The organism is Nostoc sp., from assembly GCF_036916735.1.
Lineage (GTDB): Bacteria > Cyanobacteriota > Cyanobacteriia > Cyanobacteriales > Nostocaceae > Nostoc.
The window spans coordinates 79,174-95,289 of sequence record NZ_JBALFV010000002.1; the positions used below are offsets into that span (position 1 = coordinate 79,174).

Annotated in this window: 13 protein-coding genes; 11 read left to right on the plus strand and 2 right to left on the minus strand. The window is 39.6% G+C overall.

Features of this window, described 5'->3' with window-relative positions; genetic code table 11:
* Window positions 1-37: 37 nt before the first annotated feature.
* Window positions 38-247 carry an SDR family NAD(P)-dependent oxidoreductase gene (locus tag V7L20_RS01285; RefSeq protein WP_334742426.1) on the plus strand — a complete coding sequence of 70 codons (210 nt, stop codon included), beginning with the start codon at window positions 38-40 and terminating at the stop codon, window positions 245-247.
* A gap of 189 nt (window positions 248-436) precedes the next feature.
* On the opposite strand, the gene V7L20_RS01290 is transcribed toward V7L20_RS01285, so the two are convergent.
* A complete protein-coding gene (locus V7L20_RS01290; protein ID WP_334742320.1) occupies window positions 437-1,399 on the minus strand; it encodes a VOC family protein in 963 nt (320 codons plus the stop codon).
* 550 nt (window positions 1,400-1,949) lie between these two features.
* Between V7L20_RS01290 and V7L20_RS01295 the strand changes: the two genes are divergently transcribed.
* The 6 genes from V7L20_RS01295 to V7L20_RS01320 all read left to right on the plus strand — a co-directional run bounded on the left by V7L20_RS01295 (window position 1,950) and on the right by V7L20_RS01320 (window position 10,152).
* Window positions 1,950-2,762 carry an SDR family oxidoreductase gene (locus V7L20_RS01295; protein ID WP_334742321.1) on the plus strand — a complete coding sequence of 271 codons (813 nt, stop codon included), beginning with the start codon at window positions 1,950-1,952 and terminating at the stop codon, window positions 2,760-2,762.
* Window positions 2,763-2,768: 6 nt separating this feature from the next.
* Window positions 2,769-4,895, plus strand: a complete 2,127-nt coding sequence (locus V7L20_RS01300) for an amylo-alpha-1,6-glucosidase (RefSeq protein WP_334742322.1) — start codon at window positions 2,769-2,771, stop codon at window positions 4,893-4,895.
* 35 nt (window positions 4,896-4,930) lie between these two features.
* A complete protein-coding gene (locus V7L20_RS01305; protein WP_334742323.1) occupies window positions 4,931-6,172 on the plus strand; it encodes a permease in 1,242 nt (413 codons plus the stop codon).
* A gap of 18 nt (window positions 6,173-6,190) precedes the next feature.
* Complete coding sequence (locus tag V7L20_RS01310) at window positions 6,191-7,126, plus strand: cation diffusion facilitator family transporter (RefSeq protein WP_334742324.1); 936 nt, start codon at window positions 6,191-6,193, stop codon at window positions 7,124-7,126.
* Between the two features lie 70 nt (window positions 7,127-7,196).
* On the plus strand, window positions 7,197-9,593 hold the full coding sequence (locus V7L20_RS01315; protein ID WP_334742325.1) for a glycoside hydrolase family 15 protein: 2,397 nt from the start codon (window positions 7,197-7,199) through the stop codon (window positions 9,591-9,593).
* Between the two features lie 100 nt (window positions 9,594-9,693).
* Window positions 9,694-10,152 (plus strand): cupin domain-containing protein, encoded by a 459-nt coding sequence (locus V7L20_RS01320; protein ID WP_334742326.1) that lies wholly within the window; start codon window positions 9,694-9,696, stop codon window positions 10,150-10,152.
* A gap of 106 nt (window positions 10,153-10,258) precedes the next feature.
* On the opposite strand, the gene V7L20_RS01325 is transcribed toward V7L20_RS01320, so the two are convergent.
* Entirely contained in the window at window positions 10,259-11,119 is an 861-nt protein-coding gene (locus V7L20_RS01325; RefSeq protein WP_334742327.1) for a sulfurtransferase, read from the minus strand.
* 546 nt (window positions 11,120-11,665) lie between these two features.
* Between V7L20_RS01325 and V7L20_RS01330 the strand changes: the two genes are divergently transcribed.
* The 4 genes from V7L20_RS01330 to msrA all read left to right on the plus strand — a co-directional run bounded on the left by V7L20_RS01330 (window position 11,666) and on the right by msrA (window position 15,836).
* On the plus strand, window positions 11,666-12,250 hold the full coding sequence (locus V7L20_RS01330) for an NADPH-dependent FMN reductase (RefSeq protein WP_334742328.1): 585 nt from the start codon (window positions 11,666-11,668) through the stop codon (window positions 12,248-12,250).
* Between the two features lie 225 nt (window positions 12,251-12,475).
* Window positions 12,476-13,795 carry a 2Fe-2S iron-sulfur cluster-binding protein gene (locus V7L20_RS01335; RefSeq protein WP_334742329.1) on the plus strand — a complete coding sequence of 440 codons (1,320 nt, stop codon included), beginning with the start codon at window positions 12,476-12,478 and terminating at the stop codon, window positions 13,793-13,795.
* Between the two features lie 225 nt (window positions 13,796-14,020).
* Window positions 14,021-15,037 carry an L-histidine N(alpha)-methyltransferase gene (gene egtD, locus V7L20_RS01340; protein WP_334742330.1) on the plus strand — a complete coding sequence of 339 codons (1,017 nt, stop codon included), beginning with the start codon at window positions 14,021-14,023 and terminating at the stop codon, window positions 15,035-15,037.
* Between the two features lie 121 nt (window positions 15,038-15,158).
* A complete protein-coding gene (msrA, locus tag V7L20_RS01345; protein ID WP_334742331.1) occupies window positions 15,159-15,836 on the plus strand; it encodes a peptide-methionine (S)-S-oxide reductase MsrA in 678 nt (225 codons plus the stop codon).
* The last annotated feature ends 280 nt before the right edge of the window (window positions 15,837-16,116 follow it).

Below are 16,116 nucleotides of genomic sequence, written 5' to 3' on the forward strand. Positions count from 1 at the left end.
GAATACATAGTTAATTGTTAATTAACTAAAACAAAGAATTAAACAATACCCACGGCTAGTAGGACGCAAGGCGCTCGTCACAGGCGGCGATTCTGGTATTGGTCGGGCAGCAGTGATCGCTTTTGCGCGTGAAGGTGCTGATGTTGCGATCAACTATCTGCCCGCCGAAGAGCCAGATGCTCGCGAGGTGATCCAACTGATTAAGGCAGCAGGACGCAAGGCGGTGGCGATTCCAGGCGATATTTAAAATGAGAACTTTTGCAATCAACTCGTCGCTAATGCTGTGCGCCAACTCGGCGTCCCGCAGGGAAGTCGAAATTCGTTAACATAGATATTTTTTCATCAGAAATCATCTAACTACTGATCGTTCCATAACGATAATTAGCGATGCCCTATTGCACCTGTAATGATGGCGTTCGACTTTTTTATGCTCAGATCATTCTGCAATTAGCAAAATTGTATGTCTATCAGGGTCTTTAACTAAACAACCTTGCCGATAAAGAAATGAGCCGCTAAACTGCACAATCCGCGATGATACAAACTGAACCCCATTACGCTGTAGCTTATCTACTAACTGCTCAAGATTATTTACAACTAGCTCAATTTGCACCTTCGCAATATCGCAACTTTTCCAGTCACTCGGTATAGTACGACCTTTTCCAGGCATAATATAGTCCAGCAGTTCAATTCCTACACCATCTTGAATAGGTCGCAATGCTGTAATTCTGACTTCGGCTCCTGGTAAATTATCCAAGCGAGTTTGAGTTGCACGCCAGTTGAGACTGCGGCTATTAACTTGCATTCCCAGGAGGTGGCAGTAAAAGTATAGACTTTGTTCGGTGTTAGATATAGCGATCGCACTATGGTCAATTCCCAAAAATAAGCGATGGCTATTTTGATGCCATTTATCTTTTCCTTTATCAGGTGGAAACCAAATTAACTCTAAATCATGACCATCAGGGTCTTTAAACTTGAAGGCGCGGACACCACCAGATGCTTTATTACCAGGTGGTATTGTCTGTGGTGCAACGGAAATTGCTTCAATAGGAAATGAACGCAAGTGAGTATATGCGCGATCTATATCACTTACCACAATTGCTAAATGTTGAAACCACAGGTCATTACTTTGTGAATCGCTCGGGATGGGTTTACCTTGAATATTAAGATATTCCATCAACTCGATAAGTTCGTCACCTAGTCGTAAAGTAACAATGCGAATTTTTACCCCAGTCACATCTTCTAAGTCGCTGTAATCCTGTCCTTCAACAGTGATGTCACAAACTAGTTCAAAAGCAAGTGCTTGTGTATAGAAATCTAAAGAGCGATCGCAGTTTGTCACCGTTAAGGCAATAGCTCGAATTTTTTGCATCAGTACATTGCTATAAGTTGGCGTATTCATCTTAAATCAGTTTATTACTTGTATAAATAAGCTAATATCAGAAATTTAAATTTTTATACAATCCATTGTTTTATCAAAAAATAAGTGCTATTAACTTTATAATATAAATATTTCATCCAATTATGAAATAAAAATTAAATATACCTAATTCTTTAGTTAGATATATTTATTACTCCAATAGTTAGAAGCGCTCGCCACTATAAACCCCTAAAGTTATCCCAGAATCTCATAAATTTATGTAATTAAGCTAAGTATAAACTTGTGACATTTAATATAAAATGTTGTTGGTTTATGATTGATGCTGTCAAATCAGTTATCACTCAATCCTACGTAGGTTTTGAAAATTTGTATGTTGGTGTAGGTTGGGTTGAACTTTAGTGTTACCCAACAAAGCTCTAAAAATGTTGGGTTTTGTTCCTCAACGCAACCTATATTGGAGTTATTTTTTGGGTTGAACCGAACAGTATTGAGTTATCACTGATCATTTCTGAATTTTGCTGTAAGTTTTCGCTATCAAAGACAATTAAGCTCTACATTCTGAGGAAATATTATGAGCTGTTCTCCTTACCTGCTCAAAGGTCAAAAAGCACTTGTAACGGGTGCTAGTTCTGGCATTGGTGAAGCTATAGCTCGCAATTTGGCTTTATCAGGTGCAGCAGTAGTTATTAACTATCATTCTGAAGCCCAAGAAGCTCAAAAAATTGTCGATGATATTAAAGCTGCCAATGGTGAAGCTTTCGCCATACAAGCAGATGTCAGCAAAGAAGATGAAGTAAAGGCAATGTTTAGCCAGACAATTGAGCGCTTCGGAACAATTGATATTTTAGTGAACAATGCAGGTTTACAAAAAGATTCACCCTTTGTAGATATGAACTTCAACCAATGGAATACAGTCATTGGGGTGAACCTAACAGGACAATTCTTGTGTGCTAGAGAAGCCGCAAAGGAATTCTTACGTCGAGGTGTACAACCAGAGATTTCATCTGCCGCAGGTAAGATTATTTGTATGAGTTCAGTGCATCAAGTAATTCCTTGGGCGGGTCATGTTAATTATGCCGCAAGTAAGGGCGGTATAAATATGTTAATGCAAAGTATTGCTCAAGAACTTGCACCCCACAAAATTCGCGTTAATAGCATTGCCCCTGGTGCAATCAAAACTCCAATTAATAAATCAGCTTGGGATACTCCAGAAGCAGAGGCAAAGTTACTACAATTGATTCCAGCCAAACGAGTAGGTGATGTAGAGGATATTGCCAAAGCAGCAGTTTGGTTAGCTTCTGATAACTCTGATTATGTTAACGGTACAACACTGTTTGTAGATGGCGGCATGACTTTGTATCCAGGTTTTACAGAAAATGGTTAATTAACAATGGCGACAAAAGTTACTGTCAATCCTGGTTTGATAACCATCAATGATGGTTCTTCTTTTTTAGTAACAGCTAGTGATGGTTCTATTGACGAAAATTTAGCTCAAGGTTTTTTTGTTTGGGATACACGCCTAATTTCTTACTACGAAATTTCTCTCAATCGCTACCCACTTTCGCTACTAGCTTCTAGCAATATCACCCATCATAATGCGCTTTACCAATTCACTAACCCGCAACTCCCTATTATCAATGGCACTTTACCTTCTGGTAGTTTGCTTGTAACAGTTCGGCGCGACATTGTAGAAGGTATGCATGAAGATATTGATATAACTAACTATCACAGTGAGACTGTTAAGTTTCAATTAATGTTAGCTGTACGCTCTGATTTTGCGGATATTTTTGATGTTAAATCACAGCAAATATTGACACGGGGTGAGACAGAAACCAGATGGGTAAATGGTGTACTCACTACTGAATATCGAAACGGTTCTTTCTTCAGAGGTATTGTGATTGAGCCAGCTTGTACTAGTTCTGAGCCACGCTATGCCAATGGTCGTTTAATGTTTGATATTACCATTGCTTCTGGTAAGACATGGCACACTTGCATCAATTTTACAGCCCAAGCCAATGGAAATGTCTTCAAACCTCAAAACACCTGCGCTGTACCTCATAATACAAAAGCTGGAAAAGTTAGGGATGAGTTTCTGGTTAATGCAACAAAGTTACAATCGTCCAATGCTGAAATTACCGAATATTATCAGCAAGCGATCGTAGATATGGGAGCGCTGCGGATTGATGTATATGACAATGGTCATCAATTTTGGATGCCTGCTGCTGGGATTCCCTGGTTTGTTGCCGTTTTTGGACGCGATTCAATAATTGCTAGCTTGCAAGCGATCGCAGTCTATCATGAATTTGCTCGTGGCACCTTACTGAAACTGGCTCAACTCCAGGCAACTGAGTTGGATGATTGGCACGATGCCCAACCAGGCAAAATGCTACACGAAATGCGGCGCGATGAGTTAACCACACTAAACCTGCTTCCATATCATCCCTACTACGGAACAGTAGATACTACCATCCTTTGGATTGTTACTTTAGCTGAAGCCTATAACTGGAACGCCGATGTCAGTATGCTGGATGAGTGTCGAGCGCCACTGGAAAAGGCCCTAAGTTGGATTGACAAATACGGCGACTTTGATGGGGATGGCTTTGTTGAGTATTTAACTCATTCGTCAAAAGGATTACGCAATCAAGGTTGGAAAGATTCAGGGGATGCAATAGTTTACCCAAATGGCCAGTTAGTTGAGCCACCAATCGCTTTGTGTGAAGTACAAGGTTACGTTTATGACGCTTGGCAAAGAGCAGCCTTAATTTATGAAGTGTGGGGCGAAAAAGAGCAAGCCAAAAAGCTGCGTCAAAAAGCCGAAGAACTTTATCAACGATTTAACGATCGCTTTTGGATGGATTCAGTTGGCTTTTACTGTTTAGGATTAGACGATAAAAAGCAACAAATTCAATCAATTACCTCAAATCCTGGTCATCTGCTCTGGTCTGGTATCGTACCACAGGAGAGAGCAAAAGAACTTGTTAATCGGCTTTTTCAACCGGATATGTGGTGTGGTTGGGGTGTACGGACTCTTTCATCAGAAAATCCGGCATATAACCCGATTAGTTATCAACGGGGTAGTGTTTGGCCTCATGATAACTCAATCGTTGCGGCTGGATTAAAAAAGTATGGCTATCACCAAGAAGCTAACCGCATTGCTGAGGGGATTTTTGCTGCTGCTAGTTATTTTCAAGCTGGGCGAATGCCAGAATTGTTTGCGGGAATTGAACGCCAAGATGATAACTTTCCAGTTCCCTATCCAGATGCTAATATACCCCAAGCTTGGGCTGCTGGTTCAATTTTCTTACTCATTCGTACCATTTTAGGACTGAAAGCTGATGCTTCAAAACAACAGTTAGAAGTACAGCCGAATCTACCAGATTTCTTACCCGATTTAGAACTGACAAATTTGTCTGTAGGAGACGCTACGGTAGGATTACGCTTTTGGCATGATGGGGAACAAACCAAATGGGAAGTTACCCATCTCAATGGTGAATTAGAAATTTCTACTACAAATTAGAAATTGGTCTAAGACTTTTATAATAATTGATAAAAATGAATACTATAAACCCTTTTAGCGACCCCATCAATGGAATTTTTTTAGCACTCAGTATGACATTTTCTATGTTCTGGGAAATTCTTTGGGCGCTCATTCTTGGTTTTACACTATCAGGTATTGTTCAAGCGGTAATTTCTAAAGGAGAAATGAGCCGACTATTACCGAATGCGTCACCAAAATCGATCGCAGTAGCCTGTGGTTTGGGTGCAGCTTCATCGTCATGTTCTTATGCTTCTGTCGCCCTTGCCCGTTCCATCTTTCGCAAAGGCGGTAACTTTACAGCAGCAATAGCATTTCAGTTTGCCTCAACTAATTTAGTCATTGAACTGGGCATTATCTTAGCAGTATTAATGGGGTGGCAATTTACCCTGGCTGAGTATATCGGTGGGCTGTTGATGATTGTAATATTAGTATTTCTGTTTAAAGTATTCTTAAAACCCCAGATGGTGAAAGCAGCTAAACAGCAAGCCAACCGGGGACTCTCTGGCAAAATGGAAGGACACGCCAATATGAATATGTCAGTGACAGAAGGTTCTATTTGGCAAAGAATTTTTTCTGATAAAGGGTTTACAGCTATTAGCCACTACTTTGTAATGGATTGGGTTTCGGTGTGGTTAGATATTGCACTAGGATTAGTGATTGCAGGTGCTTTGGCTGCTTGGATTCCCAATGAATTCTGGCAAGCATTTTTTCTCACAGATCATCCTGTATGGTCGAAGTTATGGGGGGCAATTGTGGGGCCAATTGTAGCGATATTTTCCTTTGTTTGTTCTGTGGGGAATGTTCCTCTAGCGGCTGTACTGTGGAATGGGGGTATTAGCTTTGGAGGTGTAGTAGCGTTTATTTTTGCTGACCTGATTATACTACCAATTTTGAATATTTACCGCAAATATTATAGTCTAAAAGTTAGTATATTTCTAGCGATCGCTTTCTATACGGCAATGGTAAGTGCCGCCTTAATCATTGAAATTATGTTCCAAATTTTGGGGTTAATCCCACAAGAACATAACGCTAAAGTAGTCGAAGCATCTATTCGATTTAACTACACTACAGTATTGAATATTTTCTTTTTGGTTTTGGCAATTTTGTTAGTTACACGGTTCTTCAAAACTGGTGGGCCGAATATGCTGAAAATGATGAATAACGGCAGCGAACAAGAACATAGCGAACACCATAATATGATGCATTATGCTGTGAAAAAGAGGAGAAATAAATCTGTGCTCAACTTACCTATCTAGAAGCTAATATTTACAATCATGGCATCTAATTCATCTCATAAAACGATATTTGCAGCGATGGGCGCTAACTTAGCGATCGCGATTACTAAATTTATTGCTGCCTCGATTACTGGCAGTTCCGCCATGATATCTGAAGGCATTCATTCAATAGTAGATACTGGCGATCAACTGGTGCTTTTGCTGGGAATTCGCAGAAGTCAAAAGCCAGCAGATGATAGCCATCCCTTTGGTTACGGTCAAGAACTTTATTTCTGGACTTTTATCGTTGCTATCCTGATCTTTGCCATTGGCGGCGGTATGTCAATTTATGAAGGAATCGCTCATTTAATTCATCCTAGCCCTTTAGAAAACCCAAAGTGGAATTATATTGTCTTAGGTATTGCAATATTATTAGAGGGTTTTTCTTGGACTGTAGCTTTAAAAGAATTTTTGCCGACCAAGGGTAGAGAAAATTTATGGCAAGCAATCAAAAATAGTAAAGACCCTACAGTATTTACAGTATTATTTGAAGATTCTGCTGCGATTTTAGGTTTATTCGTTGCCTTAATCGGAATCTTTTTAGGACACCTGTTTAATAATGTCTATTTTGATGGTATTGCCTCGATTATTATTGGGATTATCTTGGCTGTAGTAGCAGTGGTACTAGCGAGAGAAAGTAAAGGATTATTAGTTGGTGAAAGTGCTAATCCTCAAACTATAGCCAATATCCGCTCTTTGTCAAAAACTGAACCAGGAGTGCAAGAAGTTATCCGGGTATTAACAATGCAGCTTGCTCCCCAGGAAGTATTACTCAACTTAGAAATTCAATTTTATAAAAATTTAACAGGTGAGGAAATAGCATTAACAGTAGAAAGTTTAGAAGTAAAAATTAGCCAAAAGCATCCTGAAATCAAACAAATTTTTATTGAAGCAAAATCCTTTACTGCCGTTCGCAAATTTACACCAAATCAATAAATTTTTAATCACATAAATATCAAAGACAAAATTTTCCAAAAATATTCAAAACTCATCGACATAATAAAATATGGCAAAAATTATTGGTCAAGCAGAAGCTTTTGGTTCGCCAGGTATTGAACCTCGATGGACTCAAGCGAATAAAGATGGAATCGGAACAGCTTACTCTACCTCTAGTCGCGTTTGGTTTACTATCTGGAATGGTGTTGTTACTGAAATCTACCATCCCACAGTAGATAGACCTCAAATTCGGGATTTGCAGTATCTAATTTCTGATGATAAAAGCTTTTTCCACGAAGAGAAACGCCATCTCAAATCCAAAGTAGAACCAATGTGGACTCATGGTTTAGGATACCGTATCACTAATTCCGATCCCCAAGGACGTTATGCCGTAATCAAAGAAGTGATTGCCGACCCGCATTTCTCCTGTATTTTACAGCATACAAAATTAACAGGAGAGGACGATTTTATCTCACAACTTCATTTATATGCCTTGTGTGCGCCGCATCTGGAAGTTGGAGGTATGGGTAATAATGGTTACGCTGTAGAAGTTGCTGGGCATCGGATTCTGATCGCTGAGAAAAAAGGAACGTGGCTGGCGCTGGGTGCAACAATTCCCTTTACCCGCCTTTCCTGTGGTTATGTCGGTAAAAGTGATGGCTGGACAGATTTAGCTGATAATTTCCAGATGGATTGGGAATTTGATAGTGCTGTAGATGGCAACCTTGCTCTGACTGGAAAACTAAATCTAGATTGCACTAAAGAGTTTACTTTAGGGCTGGCATTTGGTACAAACCTGCACAATGCAATCTCTACATTATTTCAATCGCTGAATATTCCTTTTGAACAGCAGAAGCAGCAATACGACGAACAATGGAAGCGATCGCGCCGCAATATCCAACCGCTAGAAAATGTTTCATACAATGATGGGAAGTTGTATCACAACAGCATTAGTTTGTTGTTAGCACATGAAGACAAAGTTTATCCAGGTGCGTTGATTGCATCCCTTGCCATCCCTTGGGGTGAAGCCAAAAACGACCAAGACCAAGGAGGATATCATCTTGTCTGGACGCGGGATATGGTAAGCAGTGTATCAGGTTTAGTGGCTGCTGGTGAAACAGAAACAGCAGTGCGATCGCTAATTTATCTCGCCACCAGTCAGCAGGAAGATGGCGGTTTTGCCCAAAATTTCTGGGTTGATGGTGAACCTTACTGGAAAGGTATCCAACTAGATGAGGTGGCATTTCCGATTCTGTTAGCATGGTTATTGCACCAGCAGAAGACTTGTTTAAAATTCGATATTTATCCGATGGTTCTGCGGGCGGCGGGTTATTTAATTCGTCACGGTCCGGCTACCCAACAAGAACGCTGGGAAGAAAACAGTGGTTATTCACCATCAACACTAGCATCCAATATTGCTGCCTTAATCTGTGCTGCTCAATTTGTTCGTCAACGTGGAGATGAAGCAACAGCAAAGTTTATAGAAGAATACGCAGATTTTTTAGAATCTCACATTGAAGCTTGGACAGTTACTACTGAAGGAACTTTAGTTCCTGGGATCAAACGGCATTATATCCGAATTACTCCCTCAGATATTAATAATCCTCAAGCCGACGACAATCCTAACCAAGGAACTCTTTTCATCAGCAATCGACCAGCTGGTGAACCAGCAGAATTTCTTGCCAAGGAAATTGTCGATGGCGGATTTCTCCAATTAGTACGCTATGGAATTCGTAAACCAGATGACCCGATTATTGTTGATTCTGTCAAAGTAATTGATGCAGTATTGAAAGTAGATACACCTGTTGGGCCTTGTTGGCATCGTTACAATCACGACGGCTACGGTCAGCAAAAAAATGGAAATCCTTATGTCGGTTCGGGTAAAGGACGCGCTTGGCCTCTGTTGACAGGAGAACGAGGACATTATGAACTAGCTGCTAACGGCGATGTCAAAACATATATCAAGGCGATGGAAGGATTTGCTTCAGACACTTGTTTGCTACCAGAACAGGTTTGGGATGAGGCAGATATACCCGATATCTATATGTATTTAGGAAAACCAACAGGTTCGGCCATGCCTTTAATGTGGGCACACGCAGAGTATATCAAGCTGCTACGGTCAACTCATGACGGACAGGTGTTTGATTTTATTCCAGAGGTGGCAAATCGCTATTTAGGCGAAAGAAAGCAGTGTAAATCATTGGAAATTTGGAAGTTTAACCATCAAGTAGACAAAGTTAAAAAAGGTCAGACATTGCGAATTGACGCTTTAGCATCTTTTCAATTGCATTGGTCAAATGATAATTGGCAAACTGTAAAAGATACGCCTTCTACTTTCACAAAGTTAGGAATAAATTTTGTAGATGTTTCTGTTTCTAATAACCAGCAACAGCCAATCAGCTTTACCTTTTTCTGGATTGAAAGCAGTAAATGGGAAGAACGTAATTATACAGTTACAGTTGATTAGTAGTAAATATTGCAAGTTCTCAGAGTTTCTAGTAAGCACTTTAGTAGTTATAAAATAAGGACTTTAGTCCTTACTCACACAAGAAAAAAGAGCCATTTTTATGCAGAATAACTCATCAAATAAACCAACAATTGACTACTGGCACGTCTGGACAGATCGCGACGGTATAAGTCACCAATCCCGTTGTCAAATTGAGGACTTCATTGAAAAAGGCATAGCCCCAGATACTTCACCGCAGTGGCTTTCTAAGTTGAAACAGTCCGGTGCCACAATCACCTTTACTGTGCTACCCGTGGGATGGGTTGGCAACTGGCATGAGAACCCTAAACCTCAATGGGTTATTCCTCTGTCGGGACGTTGGTTTGTGGAGACTATGGATGGCCAGCGAGTTGAGATGGGTCCTGGCGAAATTTCATTTGGAGAAGACCAAGGGACGAAAGCCGACGCGCAAGGTCATAAGGGCCACTTATCTGGAACAGTAGGCGATGCGCCTGCTGTTCTGATAATGGTGCAACTCGAAGAAACTCCGACTATAGAGCAATCCTGTCGATTTAAGTAACTAACAATGATGGTTAGCAGCGATCGCGCAAGGCAAATGCACTTTAAAATCTGAAAAAGATTACGTAGGCGTAGCCTGCCGTAGACATCGCTAATTATCAGCAAGCTTACACGCTGATTACTCTGCTATCAATGGGTAATGAAAAGTCACGAGACCATTCATTCCAAGAGCCAAAATAATTTCTAGCAGAAATTCCTGCCTGTTCAAGGGCTATTAATGTATTAGCAGCCCTTGAACCTTTAAAGCAGTAAATATACACAATAGACTTTGAAGTAATACCTATTGATTGACAGATTTCTCGGATTTCTTCTGGCGATCGAAACGTGGTTATTTCTGATTCAGAATTCATCAGATGATGCCATTCTAACCATACTGCATTAGGGATTCTACCTTTGCGAGGACAGAAATCAGGATTATAGGGAGAAGAACTCAGCCCAAGCCATTCTGAACTGTCACGCACATCTAATTTAATAATTTCTGGATTGCCAATTGCTTGCAACATCTCAATGGTAGTCACCATCATGTCAGTGTTGGGATACAATCTAAATATGCTGCTTTCACGTTTTGGTACTTCATTGGTAGTAGGTAATTCTGCCTTGAGCCACGCTCTATATCCTCCGTGTAAAATAGATACCTGAGCGCAACCCAAATACTTCAGCAAAAAAGCTGCTCGACAAGATTGACCATAACCTTTATTTAAAGTATCTTCATAAACAATTAGTTGTTCTGCGCCAGATATTCCTACCCTGCTCATAATTTCTGCAAAATACTTTTGCAGTTCCTTTAATCCTGCTGGGGAAGAATTATCTAAAAGATAGGTGAAAAAGTCTCTAATATTTATAGATTGAGGAATATGAGAAATAAAATAATCTTCTTGACTTCGCGTATCGATAATGACAGTCTGTGATGGCTTTTCTGCTAACAGTGATGCAAGTTCTTGAGGAGAAATGAGAAGTTTTTTATTCACAACTTCATTCTTCTATTATTGTACCAGTAGGCATTATCGCCCTTGGTAAATTTGCGTTTTGAAATGCAAATTACAGAATAATGAATGTTAAATGTTCATCTTTTCCAACTAGAACACCGATTCAGTAATCAAGATTGAGTAGCAAACTACTCAGTAGTATGGGTAAAAATTTTGGCAATTAAATGAAGATTACTAGCAAAACATGTATTTTTTTACACTTAGTTACTCAGAAACTGAAAATTTAAATTTTGCTGAGAAATCTGTAAGAACTTTCTCAGCAAAATATTAGTTTTATAGATATCAATCTTTATATATCTATAATTTTTAGATTAATTATTTAAGTAACAATTAGTTTAAAGTTCAAGCCAAGAGCTATTATATAGCGTTTCCTAAGCAACTGAGGAACACCCAAATCTTTGTTACTAAGGTTAGTAGCTGTAAAGCGGACTCTTTACTAAGGATTAGGGATTGGGGATTGGGTGTAAAGTCAAAAATTATGGTGGGGGCCTTTATTTGGAACTATCAAGAACAGTAAAGAGAAAAAATATGCCAGATTCATCCTTATTTATTCCAATTATCCTTGGTACTTCTCGTCAAGGTCGCCAGAGTGAACACGTTGCCAAATTTATAGTTGAGCAGGTTGCACTACGCGATCGCTTAGAAACCGAACTGCTCGATATTACAAATATAGCGATCGCTAATGATGATGCAGGTGAACCACTCAAAGACCCTCAATTTTCTGCAACAATAGAACGGGCAGATGGATTAATTATCGTGGTACCAGAGTATAACCACGGTTATCCAGGTTTACTTAAACATATACTTGACACCTGCCTCAAAGAATACATTCATAAAGCCGTTAGGCTATGCGGCGTTTCCGCAGGTCCCTTTGGTGGTACAAGGGTAATCCAAAACCTCTTACCTGTGATGCGGGAGTTAGGGCTAGTAACTATTTTCTACAACCTTAACTTTAGCAACGTTCAAAAACTATTTGATGAGTCGGGCAATTTGATTGACAAATCAACCTACATTCGTCGCATGCAAAGGTTTATAAACGAGTTAGTTTGGATGTCAACTGTCCTCAAATATGGGCGACAAGAAATCAGTTTGGATAAAAAAGATAGTATCTAAGTTAACACCCATGCTAGCAAGCCCTGCCCGGAAATAGCTGCTCGGATGGGTGCAGAAACAATGGATACCGTCCTGAAAGTAAGTCGTAATGCCCAGACTGGTGAAGTGAAAGCTACCCCAGTTACTTAAGTTTCAATTTTGCTTGATTCTAGAACACTGCTGTATCTTTCGCTGCTGACAAATTACCTAATCAACATCACTAAAAGTATTAGACAGGAGATAACAATGCTAGAAAGTCTGGGAATAATTAAAAATCCATTAGTCAGAAGCATGGCCGCAGCAGTTACAGTTGGTTCGGTAATCACCTTATCTGCTGCTGTTATAATTGGAGTAACCAATGCCAAAGCTAAATCAGCGTATCAATTTGGTGTATACTCCTCACTGTTTGGAATAGCTAGTGGTGCAGTATTTGGTTTAGTTTATACAAACAAAGCAAGTGGAAACAAACCTACTTCAGACCTAAAATCATTAGATAGTTCTGTTTGGAAAGATTGGCGAAATTTTGTCGTTGTTCGTAAGGTGAAAGAGAGCGAAGAAATTACCTCTTTTTATTTACAACCTGAAGATAAACGTGAAATTACCAACTTTCAATCTGGTCAATTTTTAACTATTAAACTTGATATTCCTGGACAGGATAAGCCTGTAATTCGTACTTACTCGCTTTCAGATTATCCTGAAAACTGTGAATACTATCGTCTCTCAATTAAGCGGGAACCTGCACCGAATGGATTAGATGTCATGGCCGGTATAGCATCTAATTTTATGCACGATCGCATTCAGGAAGGTTCAGTAATTCCAGTAAAACCACCAAACGGTAAATTTATTTTGGATGTGCAGAAGTCTATCCCCGCAGTGTTGATTAGCAATGGTGTGGGAATTACGCCAATGATTAGTATGGCGAAAGCTTGTACCCTTCTTAATCCTAAACGCCCTATTTGGTTTGTGCATGGTGCTAGAGACGGTAAATTCCATGCTTTTCGAGATGAAGTGACAAAGTTAGCAGAGCAAAATCCTAATCTGAATGTGCATTTTTGCTATAGCCGTCCTACACCTGAAGATACAGCTAAATACCACAGTAGTGGTTATATTGATGCTACTCTGATTAAAGAGTTAGTACCACAAGAAGCTGAATATTTTTTGTGTGGTTCTCCATCTTTTATGCAGTCTATAATGCAAGGATTAAAGGAATCGGGAATACCTGACAGTAGAGTATTCTTTGAATCTTTTAGTAAACCGATGAAAAGTCAGTCTGAGAAACAAACTCCTAGCACAACTAGAGATGAGAAATTTGCAGAAATTGTCTTTGCAAAATCTGGCAAAACTTTGACATGGCAACCTAGTGATGGCACTATCTTAGAATTTGCCGAAGCCAATGATATTAATCCACCTTTTAGTTGTCGTGTAGGTGTTTGCGGTACTTGTATGTGTAAAATCCACGAAGGTGTAGTTGCTTACCAAGAAGAACCAACTGCAACAACGGATAAGGGTTCGGTGTTAATTTGTATTTCTCAACCTGGAACTGCAAAATTAGTGTTGGATATTTAATACATTCTTCTTCATAACCGCACTTGCGATGGAAAGATCGCGTGCGCTCAAAATCTGACGTACTCGACGTTTCCACCAGTAGCACACGTTTCCCGCGTACTATCAATGTTTGCTCAACGTAGTATAATATCTAATTTTGTTCAAAAATCAAGTAAGAATCTTATAAGTTTGTATCTACAGTTTTTCTATACTTCAATCCAAAAAGAAATTAAGGAGAGCAATAAATTGAGGATTCAACAGAAAGAAGATTCTCGCTTTCGCTGGATTAATTTGCATTCGTCTCAGCTATCAATTCAGGAAGACACAGATATTATTCAAGGACTAAGCAATCAACCTAAAACCTTACCATGCCGTTACTTATACGATGACCAAGGCTCAGAAATATTTGAGCAAATTTGTAAACTGCCAGAATACTATCCAACTCGCACCGAGCAAGCAATTTTAGAAACATCTGCTTTAGAAATCGCTCAAATGACAGGTTTATGTACCTTGATAGAATTAGGTAGTGGTAGTTCTCGCAAAACTCGCCTGTTGTTAGATGCGTATAGTCAATTTCAACAAGAACTGCAATATTTACCCATTGACATTAGTGCGGGAATTCTTCAAACTACTGCTTTGGATTTGCTTGAGCAGTACCCGAAATTAAAACTTTGCGGTTTGGCAGGAACTTACGAACAAGCGCTAGCACAGCTTCCACCTGCTGAATTTGAGAATCGGATGTTAATTTTTTTAGGGAGTACATTAGGGAATTTAAATGAGCAAGAATGCAATGACTTTCTTACTCAAATTGAACGAGCATTGAAACCTGGAGAATTCTTTTTATTTGGGGTAGATTTGCAAAAACCAATAGAGATTATCGAGGCAGCTTATAACGATTCTCAATCTGTAACAGCAGCTTTTAATTTAAATATTTTGCACCATCTCAATCGACGCTTTCAAGGTGATTTTGAAATCAACCAATTTGAACATTGGGCTTTTTACAACCCAGTAGCTCACCAAATTGAAATGCATTTACGAAGTCTCAAAAATCAAACCGTAATACTAGAAGCTTTAGATTATCAGGTTTATTTTCAGTCCGGCGAAACAATTTGTACGGAAATATCCCGCAAGTTTCATCTACCAATTTTAGTTTCCGTTTTAGAGAATCATGGACTCCAACCATTACAAATCTGGTCAGATCCTCAAGATTGGTTCGGTTTAATATTATGCCAACGTCAGTCTAAAACTCATGAATATCTATAAGCAAAAAAATACTTTTTTCTGTCTAAAGTTTTTATCGCCTTGGATTTTAAGCTCACTATTTAATCACAAAATAGCTGAATAACTCTAGCTTAGTCTATTAAATAAAGGAGTTCACAACCTCATGTCAATTCATAACTTTACTCTCTCCCGCCAGTTATTACGTAACTTGTCCATCATTTCGCTGACTGTTATACTCCTATACGGTGCATCTCGTGTGATACTTCCTGCTCCCGCCACTGATATCTCGACTGCTGCGCCGAAGGGAAAACAAGTAGCGGTTTTCGCTGGTGGGTGCTATTGGGGAATGGAAGCAGTTTTTGAGCATCTCAAAGGTGTTTCTGATGTCGTTTCTGGCTTTTCTGGGGGTGATGCAAAAACCGCAGACTACACAATTGTAAGTGCTGGATTAACCAATCATGCTGAATCAGTGAAAATCACTTACGATCCATCACAAATATCATATAGCCAGCTTCTAAAGGTCTACTTTTTGGTAGCGCATGACCCAACAGAGTTGAATCGACAAGGCCCCGACTCAGGTAAGCAATATCGTTCGGTCATCTTCTTTGCTAACGATGAGCAGAAACAGGCTGCACAAGAATATATCGCTCAACTTAACAAATCGCAAATCTTCGACAAGCCGATTGTGACGGAATTAGCTTCCTTAAAAGGTTTTTATCAGGCTGCGGCATACCATCAAAATTACATAGCACATCATCCGAGCGATCGCTATGTAGTAATAAATGACTTGCCGAAGCTGGCTAAACTTCAAGCAAAGTTCCCTGATATGTATAGCAAGTAAGGGGATTTACTGCATTCAACTTTTAACATCCCCTTAAACCAGTGAAAAATTAGCCTCCCCTGTAAGGTGCTCGTCCATGCTTCTCTAGATGTTGTTTGATCAAAATTAGCGCTATGCCATCACCAAATGCTACGGTTTGAGGAGTATGGATGGCGCAAAATCAGGCAAGAGGCTATTTGCTAGGTGCAAGGGAGAGAATTTTGGAGTGAAGTTTCCCTTTTACTATACCCTATTATCTACAACCGCTACCCAAGCGTCCTGACAATGGTTTCACGTTTAG

Excerpts from the sequence above, each read along its gene's own strand:
- msrA (WP_334742331.1), top strand. The coding sequence starts at position 15,159 with ATGTCAATTCATAACTTTACTCTCTCCCGCCAGTTATTACGTAACTTG.
- V7L20_RS01335 (WP_334742329.1), top strand. The coding sequence starts at position 12,476 with ATGCTAGAAAGTCTGGGAATAATTAAAAATCCATTAGTCAGAAGCATG.
- V7L20_RS01320 (WP_334742326.1), top strand. The coding sequence starts at position 9,694 with ATGCAGAATAACTCATCAAATAAACCAACAATTGACTACTGGCACGTC.
- V7L20_RS01315 (WP_334742325.1), top strand. The coding sequence starts at position 7,197 with ATGGCAAAAATTATTGGTCAAGCAGAAGCTTTTGGTTCGCCAGGTATT.
- V7L20_RS01295 (WP_334742321.1), top strand. The coding sequence starts at position 1,950 with ATGAGCTGTTCTCCTTACCTGCTCAAAGGTCAAAAAGCACTTGTAACG.
- V7L20_RS01290 (WP_334742320.1), bottom strand. The coding sequence starts at position 1,399 with ATGAATACGCCAACTTATAGCAATGTACTGATGCAAAAAATTCGAGCT.
- V7L20_RS01305 (WP_334742323.1), top strand. The coding sequence starts at position 4,931 with ATGAATACTATAAACCCTTTTAGCGACCCCATCAATGGAATTTTTTTA.
- V7L20_RS01300 (WP_334742322.1), top strand. The coding sequence starts at position 2,769 with ATGGCGACAAAAGTTACTGTCAATCCTGGTTTGATAACCATCAATGAT.
- V7L20_RS01310 (WP_334742324.1), top strand. The coding sequence starts at position 6,191 with ATGGCATCTAATTCATCTCATAAAACGATATTTGCAGCGATGGGCGCT.
- V7L20_RS01330 (WP_334742328.1), top strand. The coding sequence starts at position 11,666 with ATGCCAGATTCATCCTTATTTATTCCAATTATCCTTGGTACTTCTCGT.